Source organism: Pseudomonas sp. URIL14HWK12:I12 (assembly GCF_003097135.1).
Lineage (GTDB): Bacteria > Pseudomonadota > Gammaproteobacteria > Pseudomonadales > Pseudomonadaceae > Aquipseudomonas.
On sequence record NZ_QEQL01000003.1, the window covers coordinates 255,895 to 279,945 of the forward strand.

Here is a 24,051-nt window from a genome sequence, read left to right on the forward strand (position 1 = left end):
CCTCAGGCGGCTTGCCTGGCGGTTACGAAAGCCGCCAGGCTCGACACGTTGTTGAAATGGTCACGGGTGCCCTTGTCGTCGGCGTCGATCTTGATGCCATAGCGCTTCTGGATGGCCAGGCCCAGTTCCAGTGCGTCGACCGAGTCCAGGCCCAGGCCTTCGCCGAACAGTGTCAGGTCGTCGCCGATGTCTTGAACGGTGACGTCTTCCAGCCCGAGTGCCTCGATGATCAGCAGTTTGATCTCAGTGTTCAGTTCGCTCATCCAGCGCGAGCTCCTTCAGAAAATAATGATGCAGATGATCGTTTAACAGCCGCGAAGCCTTGGGCGCCGGGCCCTGGGCTCCGAAGTCGGCAGGGTATATATCGGCCCCGACATGCAAACTGAAATGCACGCGACGTGCGGGGATGCGGTACCAGGGCTCGGCCTTGGTGAGCGTGGTGGGCGCCACGCGGATGGTGACCGGGGTGATCATCCGCGCGCCGCGCAGGGCGATGGCCGCCGCGCCCCGGTGAAATTCCGGCGCCTGGCCCGGGGTGGTGCGGGTACCCTCGGGGAAGATGATCAGGGTTTGGCCCCCCTGCAGCGCTGCAACGGCGCTGTCGAGCATGTCCAGGCTGCCGTCGTTGCTGATGTATTGCGCCGAGCGGACAGGGCCGTGAGTGCAGGGGTGGTCCCATAGGCTTTTCTTGACCACGCAGTTGGCGTCGCGCACCAGCCCGATCAGGAACACCACATCGATCAGCGAGGGGTGGTTGGCGATGATCATCTGCCCAGGCTGGCCCAGGCGCTCGGCACCGACCACCTCGAACGTAAGCACGCCGCTGCGCTGCATGAAGCGGATGAACAGCCAGAACAACCGGCTGATGGTGCGGCGCGCCCGCTTGCGCCGAGCGACCGCATCGCCCGGCAGGCACGCCAGCAGCGGAAAGACCACCACCCGCAGCCCCAGCCCGCAGATGCCGAACAGCAGGAAGCTGGCCGCCGTGGCGAGCAGGCGCAGGTAGAAGTGGTCGCCGCGGGGCGTTTTCATTGAGTCCGGTGCCAGTTCCATGCTCGATGTTTCCAGCAATGACGCAAATGGGAACGGCCGTTGGCCAGCGCACTGGCCAGGCTCAAGGCGTGCGGGGTGTTGCACGGCTCGCCACCGTGGCCCAGGCTCAGCTGCCAGTTATCGCCGGCGGTGATCAGCAGGCCCACCGCGTAGGGGAACGGCACGTCGTCGACCAACTCGGCATAAGGCAGCGGCGGCGACTCCTCGGCCACTACCACCAGCACCGCTGGGGCGCCTTCGGCCAGCAGGGCACAGGCTTCGACCAGGCCGTGTTCCAGGCCATCACCCTGAGCCGACAGGGCGGACATCTCGCAGGTTTGCCCACGCAAGATCGACCACAGGCCGATTATGGCGTTGTGCACCGACAGGCTGAAATGGGTGGGCGACAACGGCTCACCTCGGGCAAGCTCGGTGAGCAGCTCGAACGTGCGGGGCGTTTCACCATGGCGTGAAACGAATATGAACGGCAGGCGGTCATAACCCTCTGCCATAGGCCACGCGACATGGAACGCCATGCGCGCCAGGCGGCTGAGGCGGCGGCGCTGCATCGCGGGCAGGAACGACACATCCGGGGCGCAGTCGATCGAGGCGTCGGGCCGCGATGTTGGGCTCCAGCCTTGCCAGGCCTGCGCCGACGTAACGCCCGGGGCCCAGGCTCGCCAATGCGCGATATCGAATGTGAACACGTGAGTTTGATCCCGCCCTCTGTGGGGCTTCCAGTCCATGGTGACGCTTTGGGAATGCTGCGCGCGGGGCACAGCAAGGCGCAGGCGGCGTTATTATCCCGGTGACCCGAGTGTGTAGCAAATTGTGGTTACATTTTACTGGGGGCGATAGGGGCGATTCACAGTGCATAACACCCCCCCACAGCCCGTGAAGCCGGAGTTTACTCGGCTTTGCCCGGTGAAATTTATCCGACGGGCGTTATACATATTTCCGGGTTTTGCATAAGCTTCGGGCGGCCAATGGCTATAACAGGAGGTAAAGGATGCGCCGGGTGGTTTTCAACCAGAAAGGAGGTGTGGGCAAATCGAGCATCGCCTGCAACCTCGCAGCGGTCAGCGCCAGCGAAGGCTACCGTACCTTGCTGATCGACCTCGATGCGCAGGCCAACTCCACACATTACCTGACCGGCCTTACCGGCAGTGATATCCCCATGGGTATTGCGGATTTTTTCAAGAACACCCTCAATGGCGGGGTGGCGAAGAAAAACCAGGTGGATATCTACGAAACACCTTTCGACAATTTGCACGTGATCACTGCCACGCCCGAATTGGCCGAGCTGCAGCCAAAACTGGAGGCAAAGCACAAGATCAACAAGCTCGGCAAACTGCTCGACGCACTGGACGATGACTACGAACGCATCTATCTCGATACCCCGCCTGCGCTGAACTTCTATGCTGTCTCGGCGCTGATCGCCGCCGATCGCGTACTGATCCCCTTCGACTGCGACAGTTTCTCGCGCCAGGCCCTCTATGGGCTGCTGGCGGAGATCGAAGAGCTCAAGGACGACCATAATGAGCGCCTTGAGGTCGAGGGGATCGTGGTCAACCAGTATCAGCCCCGTGCGGCACTGCCTCAGCAGATGCTGCAACAATTGCTCGACGAAGGCCTGCCGGTGTTGCCGGTGTACCTCAACAGCTCCGTCAAGATGCGTGAGTCGCATCAGGCCTGCCTGCCGCTGGTGCACTTGGACCCGAAACACAAGCTCACGCAGCAGTTTGTGGCGCTGCATGATTTGCTGGAAGGGCACGCTTGAGGGCGCTGTTCGCCCGGTAGGAGGGCGGCCTGCCGCGCGACGCGCCTCGCGGGAGGTTCCAAACCTTGCGCGGCAGGCCATTGCTGCTCAGTGCCCGTGGGCCCGCCCTACGTGGGAATGCTCCACATCGGGTGCTACCACCGCACCATTCTCCTCAAGCCGCCGCAGGATGCCGCACGCCTCGCTCTGTGAGGGCGCATCACAGCGGTGGCGCAGTGCAACCAGTTGGGTTTCCAGCGCCTGCAAGCCCTGGATCCGCGCACGCACGTGCTCGATGTGCTCGTCCACCAGCGCATTGACCTGCTCGCACGGGTCGATGCGGCTGTCGCGCAGGTCCAGCAGGCTGCGTATTTCGTCCAGGGTCATGTCCAGTACCCTGCAATTGCGGATGAACGTCAGCCGTTCGGCATGGCTGTGGTTGTATTGCCGGTAGTTGCCTTCAGTGCGTGCAGGCAGTGGCAGCAAGCCTTCGCGCTCGTAATAGCGGATGGTTTCGACCTGGCAGTCGGTGGCTTTGGCCAGTTCGCCGATTTTCATGGCAACCTCTGAGCGGGGAGGGGGTTGACCCTATAGTGGCTACAGGGTGTGTACTTGGCAACAGTTGCCTTCCAGGAGCCCGCCCGGCATGAGCCAGCCTACCTTCACCCGTATTAAGCCCAAGCCCCTAGCACCGGCGGTGAAACCCAGCCATGGTCACAGCCATGACGCCCCTGGGCATGCCCACGGCGGCTGCTGTGCCCACGGCGAAGCCGCGCCGGCCAACGTGGCGCTGGATGGCCACGAAGGCGGCACCCTCAGCCGCTTTCGCATCGAACAGATGGACTGCCCCACCGAGCAGACGTTGATTCAGCAGGCGCTGGGCAAGCTGCCGGGCGTGCACGCGCTGGAATTCAACCTGATCAACCGCACCTTGGCGGTCCGCCATTCGCTGGGCTCCGATGAGCCAGTGACCCAGGTGATCGCCAGCCTGGGCATGAGCGCGCAACCGCTGGAGAGCGACGCACCGCCGGCACCGGCGCCTGCACGCAAGCCTTGGTGGCCGCTTGCCCTCAGCGGGGTGGCGGCCTTGGCGGCGGAGCTGACCCACCTGCTGATGCCCGGCCTGCCCTGGCTGCCAGCTCTGCTCGCGGCGGTGTCGATCGCCGCTTGTGGCCTGGGTACCTGGCGCAAGGGCTGGATCGCGCTCAAGCATCGCAACCTGAACATCAATGCGCTGATGAGCATCGCCGTCACTGGTGCCCTACTGATTGGGCAGTGGCCGGAAGCAGCCATGGTGATGTGCTTGTTCACGGTGGCCGAGCTGATCGAAGCCCGGTCCCTGGCCCGCGCGCGCAACGCCATCGGCCAGTTACTGCAACTGGCGCCGGCCACTGCAACCCTGCGCCAGCCCGATGGCAGCTGGCAGGAAGTGGCGGCGGCCAGCGTAACGCTCGGTGCTACGTTGCGGGTGCGCCCGGGTGAGCGGCTGGCACTCGATGGTGAGGTCACCAGCGGCCATTCCAGCATCGACCAGGCGCCGATTACCGGCGAAAGCCTGCCGGTAGAAAAGAACCCTGGGGACCGGGTGTTCGCCGGCACCATCAACCAGGCCGGCAGCCTGGAGTTTCGGGTAACCGCGCTTGCCAAGGACTCGACCCTTAGCCGCATCATCCATGCGGTCGAACAGGCACAAGGCGCCCGTGCACCCACGCAACGCTTTGTGGATAACTTCTCGCGCTTCTACACGCCGATCGTGTTTGGGCTGGCCGTGCTGGTTGCCGTGCTGCCGCCACTGATTCTGGGTGCTGGCTGGTTCGACTGGCTGTACCGTGCGTTGGTGTTGCTGGTGGTGGCGTGCCCTTGCGCGCTGGTGATTTCGACACCGGTGACCATCGTCAGCGCCCTGGCGGCGGCGGCGCGCCACGGCATTTTGATCAAAGGCGGCGTGCACCTGGAAAACGGCCATCGGCTGTCGGTGCTGGCCCTCGATAAAACCGGCACCCTGACCCACGGCAAACCCGAGCAGACCGATTGGATGCCGTTGACTGACACGCTGGCGCCCCAGCGCCTTCAGCAACTGGCCGCCAGCCTGGCGGCACGCTCTGATCACCCGGTGTCGCAGGCCTTGGCGCGTGACGCCTCGCCACTGCCCGTGGAGCGTTTCGAAGCGCTGCCCGGGCGCGGCGTGCGCGGTGAGGAGGGCGGCATCCTCTATCACTTGGGTAACCATCGCCTGGTCGAAGAGTTGGGTGTTTGTTCATCGGCGCTGGAGGTGCACCTTGAGCGTTTCGAAACCCAGGGCAAGACGGTGGTGGTGCTGTGCGGGCCCGAGGGGCCGATGGCGCTGTTCGCGGTGGCCGACACCTTGCGCCAGAGCAGCCGTGAGGCCATCGATCAGTTGCATGCCATGGGCGTGCGCACCCTGATGCTGACCGGCGACAACCGCCATACCGCTGCGGCCATCGCTCGTGAGGCGGGCATCGACGAGGCCCGCGGCGACTTGCTCCCCGAAGACAAGCTGGCGGTGATCGAGTCGCTGGTCGCCGAAGGGCGCGCCGTTGGCATGGTCGGCGACGGCATCAATGACGCCCCGGCGCTGGCCCGTGCCCATTTGGGCTTTGCCATGGGCGCGGCGGGCACCGACTCGGCCATCGAAACCGCGGATGTCGCCCTGATGGACGACGACCTGCGCAAAATCCCCGCTTTTATCCAGCTGTCCAAGCGCACGCGCACCGTGCTGATCCAGAACATCGCCCTGGCGCTGGTGGTCAAGGCGCTGTTCCTAGCGGTTGCTGTGGCCGGTTATGCCACCTTGTGGATGGCGGTGTTCGCCGACATGGGCGTGAGCTTGCTGGTGGTGTTCAACGGCCTACGCCTGGCTCGGCGCTAAGGCGCGCGGCCAGTTGCTCGACCGTTTGCTGGCGCTCCGGCAGGTCCAGCCGGGCGCCAGGGTTCAGGGCCGACCATTGCGGGTGTGCCCGTGCCCGGTTGAGCTCCACAGGCAGCTTGCCCTGGCGCCAATGATCCTCGCTGGGAGTGGCTACGGTCACCGAAGCGAGTGCGGCATGGCCTCGGGCGTCCAGCGCCAGCACCAGCTGCTGTTGACGCAGCGCCAGCAGGCGTAGCACGGCGTCGTCTACGGTCAGTTCGCGCTCACCCTTGAACTTGCCCAGCAAGCGCCCCCCGTAACCACGCGCAGTCTGCAACGCGCCGCCGGCAAGCGCACCGGCCAGCGCCGCCAGGCCCAGGGTCAGGCCGCCTACCATCAAATCTACCCCCGCACCGGCCGCTGCGCCGGCCGCCATGCCTCCGCCCACCCGCACGCCAAGCAAGCGCAACGTCTCAGGGTTGAACAAGTCATCGCCCCAGCGGCCATCGAGCAGTGGCAGATCAGCCGCCTGGGCGTCGCCAGGGCGAAACCGATAGAGCTTGAGCAGGGCCTCGACGCAGGCCTGTTCACGTTCTCGCACCGCTTGGCGCAGGGCATGGGTCGCCTGAGGCTGCGCCTCTTCGCTCACCCCTCGCCGGCAGGCGGCGCAGTCGATCAGCAAGCCGGCAATCAGTTGGCGGGCGCTGGCAAGCCGTTGCTGGCGCTGCGCGCGGTGGTCGGTAATCAGCCGTTGCAAGGTATCGCGCGCCGGCTCCAGCAACAACGCCAGGCTTTCATAGAGCCGTTGCTCGCCGTCCACTGGCGGGGCAACGCTGTCGAAGCGGACTCGGGCATGCAACCCCAGCCGAGCCAGTGCTTCCTGCCACTGTGCTTCTCGATGGCCATGACCGGCGACGAAGTTGAGCACGGGCAGCAGGGGTTTGCCGCACCCGGCCAGCACCTCCAGTTCGTCGCGGTATTTGGCCAGCACGGGTTCACGGGCGTCGATCACATAAAGGCCGGCATCGCAGGCGCGCAACTGGCGCAGTACTTTGGCCTCCTGTTCGAAACGCTGGCGTGCTTCGCTGCCTTGCAGAAAGCGCTCGACCCGTTCGGGGCCGTCCAGGCGCTCGCCAGGGCCGTCGAGGCGGTCGAAAAACTCAAGCAGGGCAATGGCGTCTTCCAGGCCCGGGGTGTCGTACAGCTCCACGAGCGCCTGCCCGTCGACCGAGAGCCGGGCGCCCTCGACGTGGCGCGTGGTGCTGGGCCGGTGAGATACCTCGCCAAAATCCACATCGCGGGTAAGTGTGCGCAGCAATGACGTTTTGCCAACGTTGGTATGGCCGACGACGGCCAGCTTCAGCGGTTCAGCCATGATCGGCCTCCAGCCACTGGACGGTGGCCTGTTCCAGGCCCGCCTGGGCCAATGCAGTTTGCCAGTCGGCCAGGCGTTCGGCGTTCAATGCCTGGCCAGGTGGTGCAGGCAGCAGCCAGACGCGCGCCTGGGCGGCGCTACGGGCCAGCTCTCCGAGCAATGCCAGGGTGCCGCGGTCGGGTGAGCGGCGTGGGTCGCAGGCCATGAGTAAACGCCGCGGTGGGTGCTGAGTGAACCGTTCGAGCAGGCGCTGCCGGGAAGCCCGGTCGTCGAGCACGCCGGCATCTTCGGCATCGACGGGCAGCTGGGGTGGCCAGGGCTGTTCCCCGTCCAGTTCGATCGCCACGGCCACATGGCCGTGGCCGGTGGCGTTGAGGGGCGGCGAGGGCGTGTGGGCAGCGAGTGTGGGGGCCGGGTCGTTGATGCCGAGGGGTTCGCTGGTGGGCATCAGGCGCTCGGTCAGGGCTTGCGCCCAAGGGCTGAGCATGTCGACGCTCAGGCGAGGCTTGCCTCGGCGCCACAGCGCCCAGCACAGCAGGGCCAGAGCTGCCCGAGGCAGCACGCCGTAGCACAACAGCACGCCCAACAGCCAAGTGGCCCACGGTTGGCCAGCCCCTGCCACAGCGGTTTGCCCGCTGGCACGGACGGCATCGGTATCGGGCACGCTAAAGCCCAGCAGCGAGGGCAGGGCGCCCAGTGCCTGCGTAAGGCTGACAAAGGTGTCGCTGCTCAACAATGTGGTTTCCCAGACGAAACCGTAACGGCGTGTCGCAAGCATCAGCACCAAGGTGGCGAACGCGCTGCCTGCACACAGCAACCACAGGCTGTTGGCGGCTGTTCCCAGTAGCCAGCGAGCCAGGTTGCGGCGCTGCAGCAAGAGCAGCAGTGAGGGAATCAAGTGCGCCGCCTGGGCATCGCGCGCGCATTTCTCGCTGAGCCACAGCCAGGCTCGGCCCAGGGTGCCAGCCTGGCGCTGGCCGGTCAGCAACGCGCCCAGCCACACGGCTAGCATGAGCAGGTTCAGGCCTAGCAGGCTGCCGACCGCCCAGAACACGTTCACTGGCCGCGTACCGTCGCCCAGGGCTGCGGCGGCCATGCCGGCCCCGCTGAGCACCGCCAGGGCAGCCAACAGCAGCATTGCCACGCTGGCTCCCTGCCGCCAGCGGCGCAGTGCGGTAGTCAAGCCATCGCGGTCGGCCAGCATCAGGGCGCGGTGTTGCAAGCGGGCTTCGAGGCTGCCGCCCTGCTGGCGCGCCTGGCGCACGGCTTCGCTATCGTCCAGGGGGCCGGCGTGGGTTTCGCGCCAATGAATGGCTTCGGTCAACCAGAGGCGTTGCAGTTCAGTCACAGCGTCTTCCATTCAGAGCGGCCGGGGCAGCATAACCTGCGTCAGGCCGGCTCTGTTATGCTCCGGCCATGAACAAGACACTTCCCCTGAGCCTGATCGCCGCCCACGCCGAGAACGGCGTGATCGGCATCGACAACAGCATGCCCTGGCACCTGCCGGGCGATTTCAAATACTTCAAAGCCACGACCCTGGGCAAGCCCATCATCATGGGCCGCAAGACCTGGGACTCACTCGGGCGGCCCCTGCCGGGGCGGCTGAACCTGGTCGTCAGCCGCCAGCCGGGCCTGGTGCTGGAGGGCGCCGAAGTGTTCGGCAGCCTGCCGGCGGCCATAGAGCGGGCCGAGGCCTGGGCGCGCGAGCAGGGCGCCAGCGAGGTGATGCTGATCGGGGGCGCTCAGCTGTATGCCCTTGGCCTGCCGCACGCCGACCGGCTGTACCTCACCCGGGTCGAGCTGGCTCCACAGGGTGATGCCTGGTTTCCCGAGTTCGACCGTTCGGCCTGGAAGAAAGTGCAAGATGCGCCCAATCCGGCGGTAGAGGGCAAGCCGGCTTACCACTTCGAAGTGTGGGAACGCGCCTGAAGTCGCATTGCATGCCGGCGCTGTCGCCCTTGAAATAATCGTTCAGTGCAAATCTGCTAGCGTGCTCCGATCACCCATCGGAGCGATGCCTATGAAGCCTGTGTTCAAGCCCCTCGTCATTGCCGCCTGCCTTGCGCTGGCCTCAACCGTAGTGACGGCCACGGCCCGTGCAGCCACCGAGCTCAAGCACTGGCCCGCCGAAGCGGCCAAGCAACTCGACGCCATGATTGCCGCCAATGCGAACAAGGGCAATTACGCGGTGTTCGACATGGACAACACCAGCTATCGCTACGACCTGGAGGAGTCTCTGCTGCCCTACCTCGAGAACAAGGGCGTGCTGACGCGCGAAAACCTGGACCCCTCGCTGAAGCTAATGCCTTTCAAGGACGTCGACGGCCACAAGGAGAGCCTGTTCAGCTATTACTACCGGCTGTGTGAAGTCGACGACATGGTCTGTTACCCCTGGGTGGCGCAGGTATTCTCCGGCCTGACACTCGAACAGCTCAAAGGCTACGTAGACGAGCTGATGGCGTCGGGCAAGCCGGTGCCGGTGAGCTATTTCGAAGGCGACAAGGTCGTCAAAAGCGAAGTGCAGCCGCCGAAGGTGTTCACCGGGCAGGCCGAGCTCTATAACAAATTGATGGAAAACGGCATCGAGGTGTACGTAGTGACCGCCGCCCACGAAGAGCTGGTGCGCATGGTGGCCGCCGACCCGAAGTACGGTTACAACGTCAAACCGCAGAACGTGATCGGCGTGACCACTCTGCTGAAAAACCCCAAAACGGGTGAATTGACGACCGCGCGCAAGCAGATCGCCGCCGGCCACTACGACCCGAAGGCCAACATGGGCCTGGTGATCACGCCGTACCTATGGACGCCCGCGACCTGGATGGCAGGCAAGCAGGCGGCCATCCTCACGTACATCGACCAGTGGAAGAAACCTGTACTGGTGGGGGGCGATACGCCAACCAGTGATGGCTACATGCTGTTCCACGGCGTCGACACGGCCAAGGGGGGTATCCACCTGTGGATCAATCGCAAGGCCAAGTACATGGACCAGCTCAATGCGATGATCAAGCAGAACGCCCAGGCGCAGAAAGCCGAAGGCTTGCCGGTGACTGCGGACAAACAGTGGGTAGTGGTCAAGCCTGAGGATATTCAGTAAGGCAGGCACGGGGGCCAGGCAGGCCCCCGTGTGAGGCTGGGTCAGCCGTCGAGCAGGGCTTTATCGCGTACAGCGCCTTTGTCGGCGCTGGTGGCGAGCAGGGCATAGGCCTTGAGCGCAGTGGTCACGCGGCGTGCGCGCGGCTCGGCAGGCTTCCAGCCCTCGGCGTCCTGCTCGGCCCGGCGTGCGGCGAGCTCGGCGTCGTCTACCAACAGGTTGATGCCACGGTTGGGGATATCGATCAGGATCTTGTCCCCGTCGCGCACCAGGCCGATGGCGCCACCGGCGGCGGCTTCAGGCGAAGCGTGGCCGATGGACAGGCCCGAGGTGCCACCGGAGAAGCGGCCGTCGGTGAGCAGGGCACAGGCCTTGCCCAGCCCTTTGGACTTCAGGTACGAGGTGGGGTAGAGCATCTCCTGCATGCCCGGCCCGCCCTTGGGCCCTTCGTAGCGGATGATCACCACATCGCCTTCTTTCACCTGGTCGGCCAAAATGCCGCGCACGGCGCCGTCCTGGCTCTCGAACACCTTGGCGGTACCCTCGAACACATGGATCGACTCATCGACCCCTGCGGTTTTCACCACGCAGCCGTCCTGGGCGATGTTGCCGTAGAGCACGGCCAGGCCGCCCTCCTTGGAATAGGCATTCTCGTAGCTACGAATGCAGCCTTCGGCGCGGTCGTCATCGAGGCTGTCCCATCGAGTGGCCTGGCTGAAGGCGGTCTGGGTCGGGATGCCGGCCGGGCCTGCCTTGTAGAACTCGAGCACGTCAGGGTTCTGGGTGACCTTGATGTCCCACTCGGCAATGCCTTGCGCCATGGTAGGCGAGTGCACGGTGGACACATCGGTGTGCAACAGCCCGCCGCGAGCCAGCTCGCCGAGGATGCCGAAGATACCGCCGGCGCGGTGTACGTCCTCCATGTGGTATTTCGGGGTGTTGGGCGCCACCTTGCACAGTTGCGGCACGCTGCGGCTGAGGCGGTCGATGTCGCGCAGGTCGAACGGCACCTCCCCCTCCTGGGCCGCGGCCAGCAGGTGCAGGATGGTGTTGGTCGACCCGCCCATGGCGATGTCCATGGTCATGGCGTTTTCAAACGCCTTGAAGTTGGCGATGTTGCGCGGCAGCACCGACTCGTCGTTGTCGTGGTAATAGCGCTTGCACAGCTCGACGATGGTACGGCCAGCCTTGAGGAACAGCTTCTCGCGGTCGGCGTGGGTGGCCAGAATCGACCCATTGCCCGGCAGTGACAAGCCCATGGCCTCGGTGAGGCAGTTCATCGAGTTGGCGGTGAACATGCCGGAGCACGAACCGCAGGTGGGGCAGGCACTGCGCTCGTACTCTGCGACTTTCTCATCGGAAGCGGTGGAGTCGGCGGCGATGACCATGGCGTCGACCAGGTCGAGGCCGTGGCTGGCGAGTTTGGTTTTGCCAGCTTCCATCGGGCCACCGGAAACGAACACCACCGGGATGTTCAGGCGCAGCGCAGCCATGAGCATGCCGGGGGTGATCTTGTCGCAGTTGGAGATGCACACGATGGCATCCGCGCAGTGCGCGTTGACCATGTACTCGACCGAGTCGGCGATGATTTCGCGGCTGGGCAGCGAATACAGCATGCCGTCGTGGCCCATGGCGATACCGTCGTCTACGGCGATGGTATTGAATTCCTTGGCCACGCCCCCTGCACGCTCGACTTCACGGGCAACCAGTTGGCCGAGGTCCTTGAGGTGGACGTGGCCTGGGACGAACTGGGTGAAGGAGTTGGCAATGGCGATGATCGGCTTCTTGAAGTCGTCGTCTTTCATGCCGGTGGCGCGCCAGAGGGCACGAGCGCCGGCCATGTTGCGGCCGTGGGTGGATGTTTTCGAGCGATAGTCGGGCATGAAGCACTCCGGACGGCTAATCAGGTTTGGATGAGAGCGAGCTGTCTTGGCCTGTGCGGACTTGGCAGATAGCCAGCCGCCTGGGTGTGGCCGAAGCACTGCGGGATCGCCGCGCGCCAGGGCCGAGCTCATAAACCCGCCGGGGGGTGAATGGCGATGAATGCACCGATTCTACACCGCTAGCCCAAGGAATGAACGCCCTTGTATCAAAGCTTCACAGCCTCGCGATCACTGGCCTGATGTTGAGTCACCGATGCCAGCAGCAGCGCCGCGACCAGCGTGGCGGCGAGAAACATCACCAGCACGCCCACGCGCACGTCGGCTTGGATCTGCAGCGCCACCAGGCTCGACAGGCCGGCGCATGCGAAGGTGATGCTGTTGCCCAGGGCTTGGGCGGTGTCATGGTCATCGGCCAGGGCCAGCGCCTGGCTGGAAGCGGTGGCCCTGACCAGGCAGGTGCCCAGGGTGGTGGCCAGCAAGGGGGCCAGGAACCAGGCCGGGCTTGCCTCGCGCAGTGACAGCGCCAGCGCCGCCGACGCCACCGCGAGCAGGCTCAGGCCTGCGCGCATCGAGTTGTTAGCGCTGAGTACCTGGCCTAGCGCCCCGCCGATGGCCTCGCTGGCCAGCACCGCGATGCCATAGCCCAATAGCGCGAAGCCGACCTGAAAGGGCGACAGCCCATAGACCAGGGTGCCGACCACCGGGAGCGCCAGCAACGCCGTGAACTGGCAGCCGAACGCGAGCCCTGCCAGCACCGAGTAGCCGGCCACCCCTGGCTGCGCCAGCTCGTGGCGGAAGCTGGCAGGCCTGGCTTGCCCGGCGGCGGGGGTGTCGTCGAGTACCCCGATCATCAGGCCGACCGTGAACAGCACCAGAAACTCATAGGCCAGAAATACCACCTGCCAGCCGTAACGCGCCTGCAGCCAAGCCCCCATCAGCGGTGCGATGGCGATCAGCAATGCCGCCAGCAATGCAAGAGCCCCCAGCAACTGCCGCCCTCGAACGCTACGCCCACTGAGCAGGTGATGCACCAGCACCAGCGTGCCGCAACCGAGCCCCTGAAGGGCGCGCAATACCAACAGAGCCCAGCTCTGCTCGACCAGCACGATCCCGGCAGCCGCTACACCTGAAAGCGCCAGGCCCGCTATCAATACCGCCTTGCGCCCCCAGCGTTGCACCAGGTTGCCGATCCAGGGTTGAGCGGCGGCGATGCCCAGCGCGTAGAGGCTGGCGCAAAGCGCTGCGTCGGGCAGCGCCAGGCCGAAGTGGTTGGCGATGGCGGGCAGGGCGGCGAGGGTGAGGTCCACCGGAAGGGCGCCAAGCACGATGAGCGTCAGAATCAGGAACAGAGTGGCATTGCGATTGTGGGCGGTCATCGGCACGGTACGGCTGGCAGAGAAAGACGCAGGATAGGGGCCACGTTACGCCTGTGCTAGCAGCCTATTCCCACGGGTCTGTAGGAAACTTTACCAAAAAAGCTTCCCCTGAGAGGGGGCCGCCGATCAGCCCGGCGGCCCCGGGGCGGTCAGCTGTTGGGCAGTACGCGGAAGGTCAGGCTCTTGATGTAGCGGGTTTCGCCGATGGCCGGGTGCACCGGGTGGTCGGGGCCCTGGCTGCCGCGTTCGAGCAGCTGGACGTTGCGGTCCAGATGGCGGGCACTGGTGAGCACGATGTTCTGCAGGTCATCTTCGGGCAGGTGCATCGAGCACGAAGCGCTGACCAGGATACCGTCGCGGGCCAGCAGGCGCATGGCCTGCTCGTTCAAGCGGCGGTAGGCACCTTCACCGTTCTTGAGGTCTTTCTTGCGTTTGATGAAGGCAGGCGGGTCGGCGATGATCACGTCAAAACGCTCTTCAGCCGCCTTGAGTTCGCGCAACGCTTCGAAGACGTCGCCCTCGACACACGTGAGCTTTTCGGCGATGCCGTTCAGGGCTGCGTTACGTTCGACGCCGTCCAGTGCGAAGGCCGATGCATCGACGCAAAACACCTCGCTCGCCCCGAATGCGCCTGCCTGCACGCCCCAGCCGCCGATGTAGCTGAACAGGTCGAGCACGCGCTTGCCTTTGACGTAGGGTGCAAGGCGCGCACGGTTCATGCGGTGGTCGTAGAACCAGCCGGTCTTTTGCCCCTGCATCACGGGCGCCTCGAACTTTACGCCGTTCTCTTCCAACGGCACCCACTCCGGCACCACGCCGAACACGGTTTCGACATAGCGCTCCAGGCCTTCGGCGTCGCGTGCAGAGGAGTCGTTCTTGAACAGGATGCCGCGCGGTTGCAACACCTGCACCAGTGCCGCCAGGACGTCTTCCTTGTGCGCCTCCATGGTCGCCGAGGCCAGCTGCACGACCAGGTGATCGCCAAAGCGGTCGACGACCAGGCCCGGCAGCAAGTCGGAGTCGCCATACACCAGGCGGTAGAAGGGCTTGTCGAACAGGCGCTCGCGCAGCGACAGGCACACGTTCAGGCGATGCACCAGCAGCGATTTGTCCAGCGCCAGTTTCGGGTCGCGTGACAACACCCGGGCGCAGATGAGGTTGTTCGGGCTTACGCCCACAATCCCCAGTGGCTTGCCGTTCGCGGCCTCCAGCACCGCCTGCTCGCCGGCCCCGAAGCGGTTGAGCGGGGTGGCCGCAACGTCGACCTCGTTGCTGTACACCCACAGGTGCCCAGCGCGCAGGCGGCGGTCGGCGTTGGCTTTGAGGCGAAGGCTGGGGAGGGCCATGGTGGTGCTCCGGGAAAAGGGCCGAAAGTATAGAGGTGCAGCCTGCTGTCATCAAACCGGAGTGCCGCTCGGCCAAACCCTGTGCTAAAAGTGCCGGGGCAGGAGTAGAATCCAAGGTCTATTCGGAGCGTGCCGCCATGTCGTTAGAGTTGTCCCCCGAGCAGATCGAACAGGCGCTGCAAGGCATCAGCGTGCCGCCGCAGCCGCAGATTCTCGTCGACCTGCAGATGGAGCAGTACATGCCCGACCCGGACCTGAACGCGATCGCCCGGCTGATCGCACAGGACCCGGGCCTCTCCGGCGCCTTGCTCAAGATCATCAATTCGCCCCATTACGGGCTGGCCAACCGGATCGCCTCGATCCAGAAGGCGGTGAACCTGCTTGGCAGCCGCTCGGTGATCAACCTGATCAACGCTCAGTCGATCAAGGGCGAGATGAGTGACGAAACCATCGTCACCCTCAACCGTTTCTGGGATACCGCTCAGGACGTCGCCAACTGCTGCGCCACCCTGGCCAAGCGCCTGGGCTCGCAGGCGGCCGATGAAGCCTATGCGCTCGGGCTGTTCCACGATTGCGGCGTGCCGCTGATGCTAAAGCGCTTTCCCAACTACATGCAGGTGCTTGAGCAGGCCTATGCAAATGCCGGCCCTGACACGCGGGTGGTCGACAGCGAAAACACAGCCCTCAATACCAACCATGCCGTTGTGGGTTACTACACGGCGCGTTCCTGGCGGTTGCCGGAGAACGTCTGCGCGGCCATCGCCAATCATCACAATGCCCTGGCGATCTTCGCCGACGAGTCAGCCCAGCAGGTGCCGCTCAAGAACCTGCTTTCGATCCTGAAGATGGCCGAACACATCAGCGCATCCTACCAGGTGATCGGCGGGCAGAGCGTCGACCACGAATGGGAGGCGGTCGGGCCGCTGGTGCTCGACTACGTCGGGTTGTCCGAGTACGAGTTCGATAACCTGATGGTGAACATTCGCGAGTTGGGTAGCCACTGACATGCCGGAACTGCCAGAGGTCGAAACTACCCGCCGCGGCATAGCCCCGCATCTGCAAGGCCAGCGGGTCAGCCGTGTGGTGGTGCGTGACCGCCGGCTGCGCTGGCCGATCCCCGACGACCTCGATGCGCGGCTTTCAGGGCAGCGCATCGTCGAGGTGCAGCGGCGTGCCAAATACCTGCTCATAAATGCCGAGGCCGGTACCTTGATCTGCCACCTGGGCATGTCAGGCAACCTGCGGCTGGTGCCGGTTGACCAGCCGCCGCTCAAACATGAGCACGTCGATATCGAGCTGGAATCAGGCGTGGCCCTGCGCTACACCGACCCGCGGCGCTTCGGCGCCATGCTGTGGAGCACCAACCCTCATGCCCACGAGCTGCTCAAGCGCCTTGGCCCAGAGCCCCTGACCGACCTGTTCGACGGCGAGCGGCTGTTTCAGCTATCCCGTGGGCGGATGATGGCGATCAAGCCTTTCATCATGGATAACGCCGTGGTGGTGGGCGTGGGCAACATCTACGCCACCGAAGCCCTGTTCGCTGCCGGTATCGACCCGCGCCGCGAGGCCGGCGGCGTTTCTCGTGCGCGGTACCTGCGGTTGGCGCAGGAGATCAAGCGTATCCTGGCCAATGCCATCGAGCGCGGCGGCACCACGTTGCGTGATTTCATCGGTGGTGACGGCCAGCCGGGCTATTTTCAGCAGGAGCTGTTCGCTTACGGCCGAGGTGGCGAGCCGTGCAAGGTCTGCGGGCGAGCGCTGCGCGAAGTACGGCTGGGCCAGCGTGCCAGCGTGTTCTGCGGCACGTGCCAAAAATGAATACAACTGCGCTACAGGCCGTAAACTGACAAACCCTGCGCCGCTGATATAGTGAGGTGTATTTCCACCGAGCCCCGCACAGCAGAAGGACCGTGCCATGAAGCCGTTTCGCGTGTTATCCCTTTCGCTGGCCCTGTGCCTGGCCGCGCAAGCCATGCCTGCCTGGGCCGAGCTCAGCGGCGAGACCAGCACGACCGGGGATGCCACTTATCAGATCCAGAACCCGCCTGCCTTCGCCATGATCGGCGACCTGCTCATCGCCCGGCCGTTGCTGATCGCAGCTACCGTGGTAGGGGCGGGGCTGTTCGTGGTGGCGTTACCGTTCACCGCTGCCGGCGGCAATGTGGGTGCTTCGGGCAAGGCGTTGGTGGTCGAGCCCGGCAAGGCGGCCTTCGTGCGCTGCCTGGGCTGTACTGAAAGCGGCTACAACCGGCAGCGCTAGGCCTTGCCGGTGATGCGGCGATATTTTTCCATCAGTTGTTCTTCGGTTTCCGGGTGGGCTTCATCCAGCGGGATGCAGTCGACCGGGCAAACCTGCTGGCATTGCGGCTCGTCGTAGTGGCCCACGCATTGGGTGCACAGGTTCGGGTCGATCACGTAGATCTCCTCGCCTTGCGAGATGGCGGCGTTCGGGCACTCGGGTTCGCAGACGTCGCAGTTGATGCAATCGTCGGTGATGATCAGGGACATTGAGACTCCGGCCCAGGCTTGCGCTCATGGGCATAGGCAAAACGGATGGCCCATTTTGCCCCATTGTGGCGTGCGATGCACGCCCGTGGCTTAGCGAGGAAAGCGCGCCGTCAATGCGTCGGCCACTGCCGGGTGCACGAATTTGGAAATGTCGCCCCCCAGGGCTGCGATCTCCCGTACCAGGGTCGAGGAGATGAACGAATAACGTTCCGACGGTGTAAGAAACAGGCTCTCGACGTCCGGTGCCAGTTGGCGGTTCATGTTCGCGAGCTGAAACTCGTATTCGAAATCGGACACGGCACGCAGCCCACGCAGCAATACGTTGGCCCCCTGTTCCTTGGCGAATTGCGCCAGCAGGCTGGAAAACCCCATCACCTCGACATTGGGCAGGTGCCGGGTAACCTCACGCGCCAGTTCAACCCGTTGTTCAAGGGCAAACAGTGGGTTTTTCTTGGGGCTTGCCGCTACCGCGATCACCACGGTGTCGAACAGGCGCGAGGCGCGTTCGACCAGATCGCCGTGGCCCCGGGTAATGGGGTCGAAGGTGCCTGGGTACAACACTCGGTTCATCGCGGTGTCCTGATCGAGGCCGGTTGAAGTGTCGCATGGTAGCGTAGCAACCGGCACCGGCCAAGCACGCCTGCCAAGCCGGCTTTTGCATCGGCCGCTTCGCTGGCTAAGATAGCCCCCCCAACAGACAGGTAGTTCTACTGCATGAAGACCCCTGAACGCATTGTCCAGGCCAGCCTGGAGCTGTTCAACCAGCAGGGCGAGCGTAGTGTCAGTACCAACCATATCGCTGCTCACCTGGACATTTCCCCCGGCAACCTCTACTACCACTTCGCCAACAAGCAGGCGATCGTGGCGGTGCTGTTCGAGCGCTATCAAGCGGCCGTCAAAGAGGCCATGCAGCTGCCCCAGGAGCGCGCGCCGGGCATCGGCGACCTCAGTGCATACCTTTCCTGCCTGTTGGAACTGCTATGGCAATACCGTTTCTTCTATCGCGACCTCGAGCACCTGTTGGCCAGCGACGAGGTGCTTGCCAGCCGCTATCGTGTGTTCTCCCGGCAATGCATCGCACAGGGGGGCAAACTGGTCGCAGCCTTCAATGAAGCGGGGATCGTGGTGGTAGGCGAGCGCCAGGCCGAGGCGCTGACCCTCAACCTGTGGATTGTCCTGACTGCCTGGGTGCGCTACCGCTGCACCAGCGGGCCGCAGCCCGACCGCGAGCGCGACGTCATACGCCGTGGCTGTTACCAAGTGCTATCGCTGGTGTATGGGTTTGTGCAGCCTGACTGGCGAGGGGGCGTCGAAAGTCTGATGGACGAGTTCTTCACACCGCTCATGATGGACGACGAACAAGGACTCGGCTAAGCGGAACTTGTGCCGCCGCCGCCGATCAACCCAGCATTTGCCGGAACCCAAATCGCCATGCCCATCGCCCAACTGATCACCCCGCAAGCCTTGGCCCCACGCCTTGGCGAACGCAACCTGGTCGTGCTCGACTGCCGCTCTTCGCTGGAAGACCCCGACTACGGCCGGCGCAGTTACAACGAAGGCCACCTTGAAGGTGCTCATTTCGCTGACCTGGAACGCGACCTGTCGAGCAAGGTGGTCAAAGGGGTCACCGGCCGGCACCCTCTGCCCACCCCCGGCCACCTGCTGGAGCGGCTGCAGGCGTTCGGTGTGAATGCCGACAGCCAGGTGGTGCTCTATGACGATGGCAATGGTGCTTATGCCGCTCGCGCATGGTGGCTGCTGGCCTGGCTGGGTAAGCGCAGTGGCGTCTATTTGCTCGACGGAGGCATCAAGGCCTGGCACGACGCCCGCCTACCGCTGAGCCTGGACCCTCCGCATAAAGCCCACGGGCTTTTTTCAGGCAAGCCGGATGCAAGCATGGTTGTCACCGCACAGCAGCTGCTTGATCGGCTGGGAGAGGAGCGCCTTACGTTGGTAGACGCGCGGGCCGAGGCGCGTTTTCGCGGCGAAGTGGAGCCTATCGACCCCGTGGCCGGGCATATTCCAGGCGCTCAGTGCCTGGTGTTCACCGGCAATCTGGATGAGCACGGGAGGTTCCTGGCGCCTGAAACCCTTCGCCGGCGTTTTGCCGCCGCCCTTGGCAATCGCCCGCCTGAGCAGTTGGTGGCTTATTGCGGCTCGGGTGTAACGGCCTGCCATAACCTGTTCGCCATGTGCCTGGCAGGTTACCCCCTCGGCAAGCTCTACGCCGGCTCCTGGAGCGAATGGATCACTGACCCGCAGCGGCCTCAAGCCACGGGGGCCTGAGCCATCAGCCACTGCGGAATGCGCCGCTCCAGGTAATACGCCGGGGCGCGCAGGCTGCCCTCGACGAAACCGACATGCCCGCCACGGGCATGGCGTTCGAAGGTGGTGCAAGCAGGCAGCTCGTGGGGCTCGGGCAAGCTGTGGCGAAACACGAAGGGGTCATCTTCGGCCTGGATCAACAACGTCGGCGTGGTGATGCCGCCCAGGTAGTAACGGCTGGAAGCTTGCCGGTAATAGTCCTGGGCGCTGTCGAACCCGTGCAGTGGTGCGGTCACGCGGCCGTCGAATTGCCAGAAATCACGAATGCCGTCGAGTGTGCCCAGGGCGCGCAGGCTGGCCAGGGCATCAAGGCGGCCCTCCTGTTGAAAGCGAGCCTGCTTGAGCTGCAGGTAGCCGAGCATCTCGCGCATGAAATGACGCAGGTAGATACGTGAGAAGCCCAAGGCGATGCGATCAGCGCATTGGTCGAGGCGATAGGGCACTGACACCGCTACGGCGCCCTGGATGGGAGAATCCCGGCCCGTTTCGCCCAGGTACTTGAGCAGAATGTTGCCGCCCAGCGAATAGCCGACGGCATAAAGCGGTGCCATGGGGCGGTGCGCAGCCAGCAGCGAAATGATCTCGGCCAGGTCTTCGCTGGCGCCGGAGTGGTAGCTGCGCGCTAGCAAGTTGGGCTCGCCGGAGCAGCCTCGCCAGTTGATCGCTGCACTGGCCCAGCCAACGGCACCCAGGGCGCGTTGCAGGCCTGCAACGTACGGTGAGTTCGAAGAACCTGTCAGCCCGTGCAGCACCAGCACCAAGGGGGTATGCGCCTGGTGAGGGCCGTGCCAGTCGACGTCGATGAAGTCGCCGTCAGCCAGCCAGAGCCGCTCACGTTGCCGCTCCAGGGGCGGCATTTTGCGCCACAGCGGGCCCCACAGGGTTTGCAGGTGGGGGTTCCCCAGCCCGAAGGCCGGCGTGAACGATGCAAGCGCCGCCATCGGGTCAGGCGTCGCGCTGCCACAGGGCGTAGTGCACCTGGCCAGTTTTTTTCTCCCTGTGCAGCCGCCAGTTACCAGGCAGGCCAGATTGGGAGGGTGCCGTTTCGCTTTCGGTGTACACCCATGCCGCTGGCGCTAGCCAGCCCAGGCGTTCGAGCAGCTCGCAGGTGGGGGCCAGCAGGTTCTGGTGAAAGGGCGGGTCGAGAAACACCAGGTCGAAAGCGTGAACGGGCTGATTGCTCAGGTAACGCACCGCATCGGTGTGCAGCAGTTGGCCGGTGGCGCATTTGAGCAGGTCGAGGTTCTGCCGCAGGCTGGCGATGGCCGTGGTATTGGCATCCAGCGCCAGCCCCATGGCTGCACCCCGGGAGAGCGCCTCAAGATACAGCGCACCGCTGCCTGCGAAGGGATCAAGCACCCTGGCCCCCTCGACGTAGGGTGCCAGCCAGTTGAACAGGGTTTCGCGAACCCGGTCGGGAGTAGGCCGCAAGCCTGGCCCCTCCGGGAAACTCAGGCGGCGGCTGCGCCACTGGCCGCCGATAATGCGTAGCTGGCCGGTGCCGCCGTGGGCTTTGGTTTTAGGTGCGATAGCCATCAATGCTCCGGGACGCCCATGGGTTGTACGGCCGGGGTGTCGGACGGCGCGGGCAGCGCTTGCTGTTCGACCGTTGGGCCCACCGTGACTACGACGAGCTTGTCTGCATCCAGGTGCTTGCTCATCGCATCGCGCACTTGTTCAACCGTCAGGGCCTGGGACTGGCTCATGAAGTCTTCGAGAAAGCTGGGCGGCAGGTTGTAGAACCCCATGGCCCCCAGTTGCCCGGCGATGGCAGCGTTACTGGCGTTGGTGAGCGGGTAGCTACCAGCCAGCTCGCGCTTGGCGTCGGCGAGCTCCTGCTCGGTCGGGCCGGTCTTGAGGTAGTCGCGCAGGATACTCTGCACCAGCTCCAGGGTGCCCTGGCTCTGATTGGCACGCGTTTGCAGGCTGATGCTGAAAGGGCCTTTGGCCTGCATTGCGGTGAAGCCTGCGTAAACGCCGTAGGTCAGGCCGCGTTTCTCCCGCACCTCGCTCATCAGGCGGGTACCGAAGGCGCCGCCACCCAGGATTTGCGCGCCCATGCTCAGGGCGGCGAAGTCGGGGTCGGTGCGCTGGATGCCCAGCTCGCCCAGCAGCAGGTGGGTCTGCTTGGACGGAAACTCGATATGAGTAATACCGGCCTTGGGCTCCGCCGGCTCAGGCATCGGTGGCAGCGCCGGGCCCTTGGGCAGGGCATGCGACACTTGCTCTGCGATGGCCTTGGCCTGCTCCGGCGTCAGGTCGCCCACCAGGGTGATCACCGTGTTGCCCGCCGCATAGGCCCGCTTGTGGAAGGCGCGCAACTGTTCCTGGGTAATGGCTTTCACGCTCTGGGCGTCGCCTTCGCTGTTGTGTGCGTAGGGGTGCTGGCCGTAGAGCTGTTCGGCGAAGGCACTGCTGGCCAGGTAGCCGGGGTTCTGCTTTCGAAACTCGAAGCTGGCGAGCAACTGGTTCTTGATGCGCGCCAGGGAATCGGCTGGGAAGGTAGGGCGGCCTACCACTTCGCTGAACAGTTGCACCGCAGGCTCGCGCTTGTCGCTGGCTGACAGGCTGCGCAGGGTGGCCACGGCCATGTCCTTGTAGGAGCCGTTGCCGTAGTCGGCGCCCAGGCCCTCGAAGCCCTGGGCAATGGCCTCGACGCTCTTGCCTGCGACACCTTCGTTGAGCATGGCGTTGGTGAGCAGGCCAAGCCCGGGCTGCTTGCCGTCCTGGCTGCTACCGGCGGCGAAGGTCAGGCGCAGGTCGAACATCGGCAGTTCATGGGCCTCGACGAACATCACCCGGGCCCCAGCCTCGGTCGTCCAGCGTTGCACGTTCAGCTCGCGGTGCACCGGCGCCGCCTGGCTGAGCTGGGCAACGGTTTCCAGGCCCTTGTGGGCCGGCGCGGGTTCATCGGCGATCGCTTGGGTGCCACTGGCCAGCAGGCAGGCGGCCAGCAGTGCGGAGAGTGCCTGGCGATGGCTCATTGGGCGGCCTCCTGCGGCAATACATGGGCGACGGTAAGGCGGTCGCGGGTAAAGAAGGCGCGAGCGGCGGCCTGGACATCTTCGGGAGTGACCTTCTGCAGGTCGTCTACTTCGCTGTCGATCAGCTTCCAGGACAAGCCCACGGTTTCGAGCCGGCCGATGGCGATGGCCTGGCTGGAAATCGAGTCACGCTGGAACACGATGCCGGCTATCAGCTGAGCGCGCACCCGTTCCAGCTCCTGGGCGGTAGGGGGCTTGGCCTTGAGCTCGTCGAGCTGTTGCCACAGGCCTTTCTCTACGTCGGCGAGGGTCTTGTGCTTCTGCACGTTGGGGGTGGCGCTGAGGGTGAACAGGCTGTCGCCCCGGTTGTAGGGGTCGTAGTTTGCCGAAACGCCCGACACCAGCTCCTGGCCACGTTCCAGCCGAGAAGACAAACGGGCGCTGTAGCCGCCGTCGAGCAGCGCTTCGATCAAACGCAGGGCATTGGCGCTGCGCGGGTCGCTGGCAGTGGCCAGGCCCGGCACGTTGAAGCCCATGATCAGGCTGGGCAGCTGGGTGCGCTCATGCAGGGTAAGCAGGCGCTCGCCGGGCGCTGCCAGCTCCAGCGGCAGCTTGGCCGGCGGGGTCTCGCGCCGTGGGATGGCGCCGAACCATTTTTCCGCCAGTGCCTTGACCTCGTCGGGCTTCACGTCGCCGACCACTACCAGCGTCGCGTTGTTTGGGGTGTACCAGCTCTGGTACCAGTGGCGCAGGTCTTCGATAGACATGCGGTCCAGGTCGGCCATCCAGCCGATGGTAGGGGTGTGGTAGCCGCTGGCCGGGTACGCTGCGGCCTTGAACATCTCGAAGGCTTTTTGCGTCGGTTTGTCATCGGTGCGCAGGCGGCGCTCTTCCTTGATGACTTCGATCTCGCGCTTGAACTCGTCGGCCGGCAAGGCGAGGGTGGCCATGCGATCGGCCTCCAGCTCGAAGGCGACTGGCAGCCGGTCGCGCGCCAACACCTGATAGAAGGCGGTGTAGTCGTCGCTGGTGAAGGCGTTTTCCTCGGCGCCCAGGTCGCGCAATACGCGGGAGGCTTCCCCGGCTGCCAGCTTGCTGCTGCCTTTGAACATCATGTGTTCAAGGGCGTGTGAAAGCCCGGTCTGCCCGGGCGTTTCATAGCTTGAACCGACCTTGTACCAGATCTGCGATACGGCGATCGGCGCGCGATGGTCTTCGCGCACCACGACCTTGAGGCCGTTGGCGAGGGTGAATTCAGTGGTGGGCTGTGGCTCGGCGGCGAGGGCCGCCAGGGGCAGGCATACCGCGCCGGCGAGCAGGCCTGCGAGGCGGCGTGCTAATGCGTTCATGGGGAATCCAAACCTGTCGAGGGGCCTAACCGGGCTTAGCGCGGCAGGGCGATGAGGTGCTAGGATACTGCTTCCGCCGCGCCTGGTCAGCGGATATCCCGCCAATCACCTGAACAAAACGTTACTCGTGAACGTGCCGGGTAAAATGCAGTCT

The 24,051-nt window shown here is 64.7% G+C and carries 24 protein-coding genes; 9 read left to right on the forward strand and 15 right to left on the reverse strand.

Features of this window, described 5'->3' with window-relative positions; all coding sequences use genetic code 11:
- Positions 1–2: 2 nt before the first annotated feature.
- From F474_RS11310 to F474_RS11320, 3 genes are read right to left on the reverse strand one after another with little or no spacing between them, the layout of a single operon-like run.
- Complete coding sequence (locus F474_RS11310) at positions 3–263, reverse strand: phosphopantetheine-binding protein (protein WP_097084492.1); 261 nt, start codon at positions 261–263, stop codon at positions 3–5.
- Complete coding sequence (locus F474_RS11315; protein WP_097084493.1) at positions 244–1,053, reverse strand: 1-acyl-sn-glycerol-3-phosphate acyltransferase; 810 nt, start codon at positions 1,051–1,053, stop codon at positions 244–246. The genes F474_RS11310 and F474_RS11315 overlap by 20 nt, the downstream gene beginning before the upstream one ends.
- A complete protein-coding gene (locus F474_RS11320; protein WP_097084494.1) occupies positions 1,029–1,739 on the reverse strand; it encodes a beta-ketoacyl synthase chain length factor in 711 nt (236 codons plus the stop codon). The genes F474_RS11315 and F474_RS11320 overlap by 25 nt, the downstream gene beginning before the upstream one ends.
- 302 nt (positions 1,740–2,041) lie before the next feature.
- On the opposite strand from F474_RS11320, the gene F474_RS11325 reads away from it, so the two are divergent.
- Entirely contained in the window at positions 2,042–2,812 is a 771-nt protein-coding gene (locus F474_RS11325) for a ParA family protein (protein WP_097084495.1), read from the forward strand.
- Between the two features lie 87 nt (positions 2,813–2,899).
- Here F474_RS11325 and cadR read toward each other — a convergent pair whose 3' ends face one another.
- Entirely contained in the window at positions 2,900–3,349 is a 450-nt protein-coding gene (cadR, locus tag F474_RS11330) for a Cd(II)/Pb(II)-responsive transcriptional regulator (RefSeq protein ID WP_097084496.1), read from the reverse strand.
- A gap of 88 nt (positions 3,350–3,437) precedes the next feature.
- Here cadR and F474_RS11335 point away from each other — a divergent pair, with 88 nt between their 5' ends.
- Positions 3,438–5,681: a cation-translocating P-type ATPase gene (locus tag F474_RS11335; protein WP_097084497.1), complete on the forward strand. Its 2,244-nt coding sequence runs from the start codon at positions 3,438–3,440 to the stop codon at positions 5,679–5,681.
- Here the strand turns inward: F474_RS11335 and F474_RS11340 are convergent.
- A complete protein-coding gene (locus F474_RS11340; protein ID WP_097084498.1) occupies positions 5,653–7,035 on the reverse strand; it encodes a DUF3482 domain-containing protein in 1,383 nt (460 codons plus the stop codon). The two genes, F474_RS11335 and F474_RS11340, sit on opposite strands and share 29 nt — an antisense overlap.
- Positions 7,028–8,395 carry a DUF2868 domain-containing protein gene (locus F474_RS11345; RefSeq protein ID WP_097084499.1) on the reverse strand — a complete coding sequence of 456 codons (1,368 nt, stop codon included), beginning with the start codon at positions 8,393–8,395 and terminating at the stop codon, positions 7,028–7,030. The genes F474_RS11340 and F474_RS11345 overlap by 8 nt, the downstream gene beginning before the upstream one ends.
- Positions 8,396–8,451: 56 nt before the next feature.
- Between F474_RS11345 and F474_RS11350 the strand changes: the two genes are divergently transcribed.
- Positions 8,452–8,964 carry a dihydrofolate reductase gene (locus tag F474_RS11350; protein WP_097084500.1) on the forward strand — a complete coding sequence of 171 codons (513 nt, stop codon included), beginning with the start codon at positions 8,452–8,454 and terminating at the stop codon, positions 8,962–8,964.
- 91 nt (positions 8,965–9,055) lie between these two features.
- The gene (locus F474_RS11355) at positions 9,056–10,129 is read left to right on the forward strand and encodes a phosphorylcholine phosphatase (protein WP_097084501.1); all 1,074 of its coding nucleotides are present in this window, start codon (positions 9,056–9,058) and stop codon (positions 10,127–10,129) included.
- Positions 10,130–10,170: 41 nt separating this feature from the next.
- Here F474_RS11355 and ilvD read toward each other — a convergent pair whose 3' ends face one another.
- The 3 genes from ilvD to F474_RS11370 form a co-directional block, all read right to left on the reverse strand.
- Positions 10,171–12,009, reverse strand: a complete 1,839-nt coding sequence (gene ilvD / locus F474_RS11360; RefSeq protein ID WP_097084502.1) for a dihydroxy-acid dehydratase — start codon at positions 12,007–12,009, stop codon at positions 10,171–10,173.
- Positions 12,010–12,215: 206 nt separating this feature from the next.
- Positions 12,216–13,385, reverse strand: a complete 1,170-nt coding sequence (locus F474_RS11365; protein ID WP_097084503.1) for an MFS transporter — start codon at positions 13,383–13,385, stop codon at positions 12,216–12,218.
- Positions 13,386–13,534: 149 nt separating this feature from the next.
- Positions 13,535–14,731, reverse strand: coding sequence for a class I SAM-dependent rRNA methyltransferase (locus tag F474_RS11370; protein ID WP_097084504.1), 1,197 nt, complete (start codon positions 14,729–14,731; stop codon positions 13,535–13,537).
- 191 nt (positions 14,732–14,922) lie between these two features.
- On the opposite strand from F474_RS11370, the gene F474_RS11375 reads away from it, so the two are divergent.
- The 3 genes from F474_RS11375 (at position 14,923) to F474_RS11385 (ending at position 16,991) form a co-directional block, all read left to right on the forward strand.
- Positions 14,923–15,735 (forward strand): HDOD domain-containing protein, encoded by an 813-nt coding sequence (locus F474_RS11375; protein WP_176510721.1) that lies wholly within the window; start codon positions 14,923–14,925, stop codon positions 15,733–15,735.
- Between the two features lies 1 nt (position 15,736).
- A complete protein-coding gene (mutM, locus tag F474_RS11380; protein WP_097084506.1) occupies positions 15,737–16,549 on the forward strand; it encodes a bifunctional DNA-formamidopyrimidine glycosylase/DNA-(apurinic or apyrimidinic site) lyase in 813 nt (270 codons plus the stop codon).
- Between the two features lie 97 nt (positions 16,550–16,646).
- The gene (locus F474_RS11385) at positions 16,647–16,991 is read left to right on the forward strand and encodes a multidrug transporter (RefSeq protein WP_097084507.1); all 345 of its coding nucleotides are present in this window, start codon (positions 16,647–16,649) and stop codon (positions 16,989–16,991) included.
- Here the strand turns inward: F474_RS11385 and F474_RS11390 are convergent.
- On the reverse strand, positions 16,988–17,239 hold the full coding sequence (locus tag F474_RS11390) for a YfhL family 4Fe-4S dicluster ferredoxin (RefSeq protein WP_010222176.1): 252 nt from the start codon (positions 17,237–17,239) through the stop codon (positions 16,988–16,990). The two genes, F474_RS11385 and F474_RS11390, sit on opposite strands and share 4 nt — an antisense overlap.
- Before the next feature lie 90 nt (positions 17,240–17,329).
- Positions 17,330–17,809 (reverse strand): pantetheine-phosphate adenylyltransferase, encoded by a 480-nt coding sequence (gene coaD / locus F474_RS11395; protein ID WP_097084508.1) that lies wholly within the window; start codon positions 17,807–17,809, stop codon positions 17,330–17,332.
- 144 nt (positions 17,810–17,953) lie between these two features.
- Here coaD and F474_RS11400 point away from each other — a divergent pair, with 144 nt between their 5' ends.
- Together F474_RS11400 and F474_RS11405 are read left to right on the forward strand one after the other, a co-directional pair.
- On the forward strand, positions 17,954–18,613 hold the full coding sequence (locus F474_RS11400) for a TetR/AcrR family transcriptional regulator (RefSeq protein ID WP_097084509.1): 660 nt from the start codon (positions 17,954–17,956) through the stop codon (positions 18,611–18,613).
- A 57-nt stretch (positions 18,614–18,670) separates the two neighbouring features.
- Positions 18,671–19,525, forward strand: coding sequence for a sulfurtransferase (locus tag F474_RS11405; protein ID WP_097084778.1), 855 nt, complete (start codon positions 18,671–18,673; stop codon positions 19,523–19,525).
- Here the strand turns inward: F474_RS11405 and F474_RS11410 are convergent.
- Genes F474_RS11410 through F474_RS11425 form a run of 4 tightly spaced genes read right to left on the reverse strand, consistent with a single transcriptional unit; the run spans position 19,507 to position 23,897 of the window.
- On the reverse strand, positions 19,507–20,505 hold the full coding sequence (locus F474_RS11410; protein ID WP_097084510.1) for a hydrolase: 999 nt from the start codon (positions 20,503–20,505) through the stop codon (positions 19,507–19,509). The genes F474_RS11405 and F474_RS11410 overlap by 19 nt on opposite strands.
- Before the next feature lie 4 nt (positions 20,506–20,509).
- Positions 20,510–21,100, reverse strand: coding sequence for a 16S rRNA (guanine(966)-N(2))-methyltransferase RsmD (gene rsmD / locus F474_RS11415; protein ID WP_097084511.1), 591 nt, complete (start codon positions 21,098–21,100; stop codon positions 20,510–20,512).
- Entirely contained in the window at positions 21,100–22,548 is a 1,449-nt protein-coding gene (locus F474_RS11420; protein WP_097084512.1) for a pitrilysin family protein, read from the reverse strand. Before F474_RS11420 ends, rsmD begins: the two co-directional genes overlap by 1 nt.
- On the reverse strand, positions 22,545–23,897 hold the full coding sequence (locus tag F474_RS11425) for a pitrilysin family protein (RefSeq protein WP_097084513.1): 1,353 nt from the start codon (positions 23,895–23,897) through the stop codon (positions 22,545–22,547). Before F474_RS11425 ends, F474_RS11420 begins: the two co-directional genes overlap by 4 nt.
- Positions 23,898–24,051 lie beyond the last annotated feature (154 nt).

Bases quoted from the DNA above. Each gene is read 5' to 3' on its own strand.
- F474_RS11310 (WP_097084492.1), bottom strand. From the start codon at position 263: ATGAGCGAACTGAACACTGAGATCAAACTGCTGATCATCGAGGCACTC.
- F474_RS11315 (WP_097084493.1), bottom strand. From the start codon at position 1,053: ATGGAACTGGCACCGGACTCAATGAAAACGCCCCGCGGCGACCACTTC.
- F474_RS11325 (WP_097084495.1), top strand. From the start codon at position 2,042: ATGCGCCGGGTGGTTTTCAACCAGAAAGGAGGTGTGGGCAAATCGAGC.
- cadR (WP_097084496.1), bottom strand. From the start codon at position 3,349: ATGAAAATCGGCGAACTGGCCAAAGCCACCGACTGCCAGGTCGAAACC.
- F474_RS11335 (WP_097084497.1), top strand. From the start codon at position 3,438: ATGAGCCAGCCTACCTTCACCCGTATTAAGCCCAAGCCCCTAGCACCG.
- F474_RS11340 (WP_097084498.1), bottom strand. From the start codon at position 7,035: ATGGCTGAACCGCTGAAGCTGGCCGTCGTCGGCCATACCAACGTTGGC.
- F474_RS11345 (WP_097084499.1), bottom strand. From the start codon at position 8,395: ATGGAAGACGCTGTGACTGAACTGCAACGCCTCTGGTTGACCGAAGCC.
- F474_RS11350 (WP_097084500.1), top strand. From the start codon at position 8,452: ATGAACAAGACACTTCCCCTGAGCCTGATCGCCGCCCACGCCGAGAAC.
- F474_RS11355 (WP_097084501.1), top strand. From the start codon at position 9,056: ATGAAGCCTGTGTTCAAGCCCCTCGTCATTGCCGCCTGCCTTGCGCTG.
- ilvD (WP_097084502.1), bottom strand. From the start codon at position 12,009: ATGCCCGACTATCGCTCGAAAACATCCACCCACGGCCGCAACATGGCC.
- F474_RS11365 (WP_097084503.1), bottom strand. From the start codon at position 13,385: ATGACCGCCCACAATCGCAATGCCACTCTGTTCCTGATTCTGACGCTC.
- F474_RS11370 (WP_097084504.1), bottom strand. From the start codon at position 14,731: ATGGCCCTCCCCAGCCTTCGCCTCAAAGCCAACGCCGACCGCCGCCTG.
- mutM (WP_097084506.1), top strand. From the start codon at position 15,737: ATGCCGGAACTGCCAGAGGTCGAAACTACCCGCCGCGGCATAGCCCCG.
- F474_RS11385 (WP_097084507.1), top strand. From the start codon at position 16,647: ATGAAGCCGTTTCGCGTGTTATCCCTTTCGCTGGCCCTGTGCCTGGCC.
- F474_RS11390 (WP_010222176.1), bottom strand. From the start codon at position 17,239: ATGTCCCTGATCATCACCGACGATTGCATCAACTGCGACGTCTGCGAA.
- coaD (WP_097084508.1), bottom strand. From the start codon at position 17,809: ATGAACCGAGTGTTGTACCCAGGCACCTTCGACCCCATTACCCGGGGC.
- F474_RS11400 (WP_097084509.1), top strand. From the start codon at position 17,954: ATGAAGACCCCTGAACGCATTGTCCAGGCCAGCCTGGAGCTGTTCAAC.
- F474_RS11405 (WP_097084778.1), top strand. From the start codon at position 18,671: ATGCCCATCGCCCAACTGATCACCCCGCAAGCCTTGGCCCCACGCCTT.
- F474_RS11410 (WP_097084510.1), bottom strand. From the start codon at position 20,505: ATGGCGGCGCTTGCATCGTTCACGCCGGCCTTCGGGCTGGGGAACCCC.
- rsmD (WP_097084511.1), bottom strand. From the start codon at position 21,100: ATGGCTATCGCACCTAAAACCAAAGCCCACGGCGGCACCGGCCAGCTA.
- F474_RS11420 (WP_097084512.1), bottom strand. From the start codon at position 22,548: ATGAGCCATCGCCAGGCACTCTCCGCACTGCTGGCCGCCTGCCTGCTG.
- F474_RS11425 (WP_097084513.1), bottom strand. From the start codon at position 23,897: ATGAACGCATTAGCACGCCGCCTCGCAGGCCTGCTCGCCGGCGCGGTA.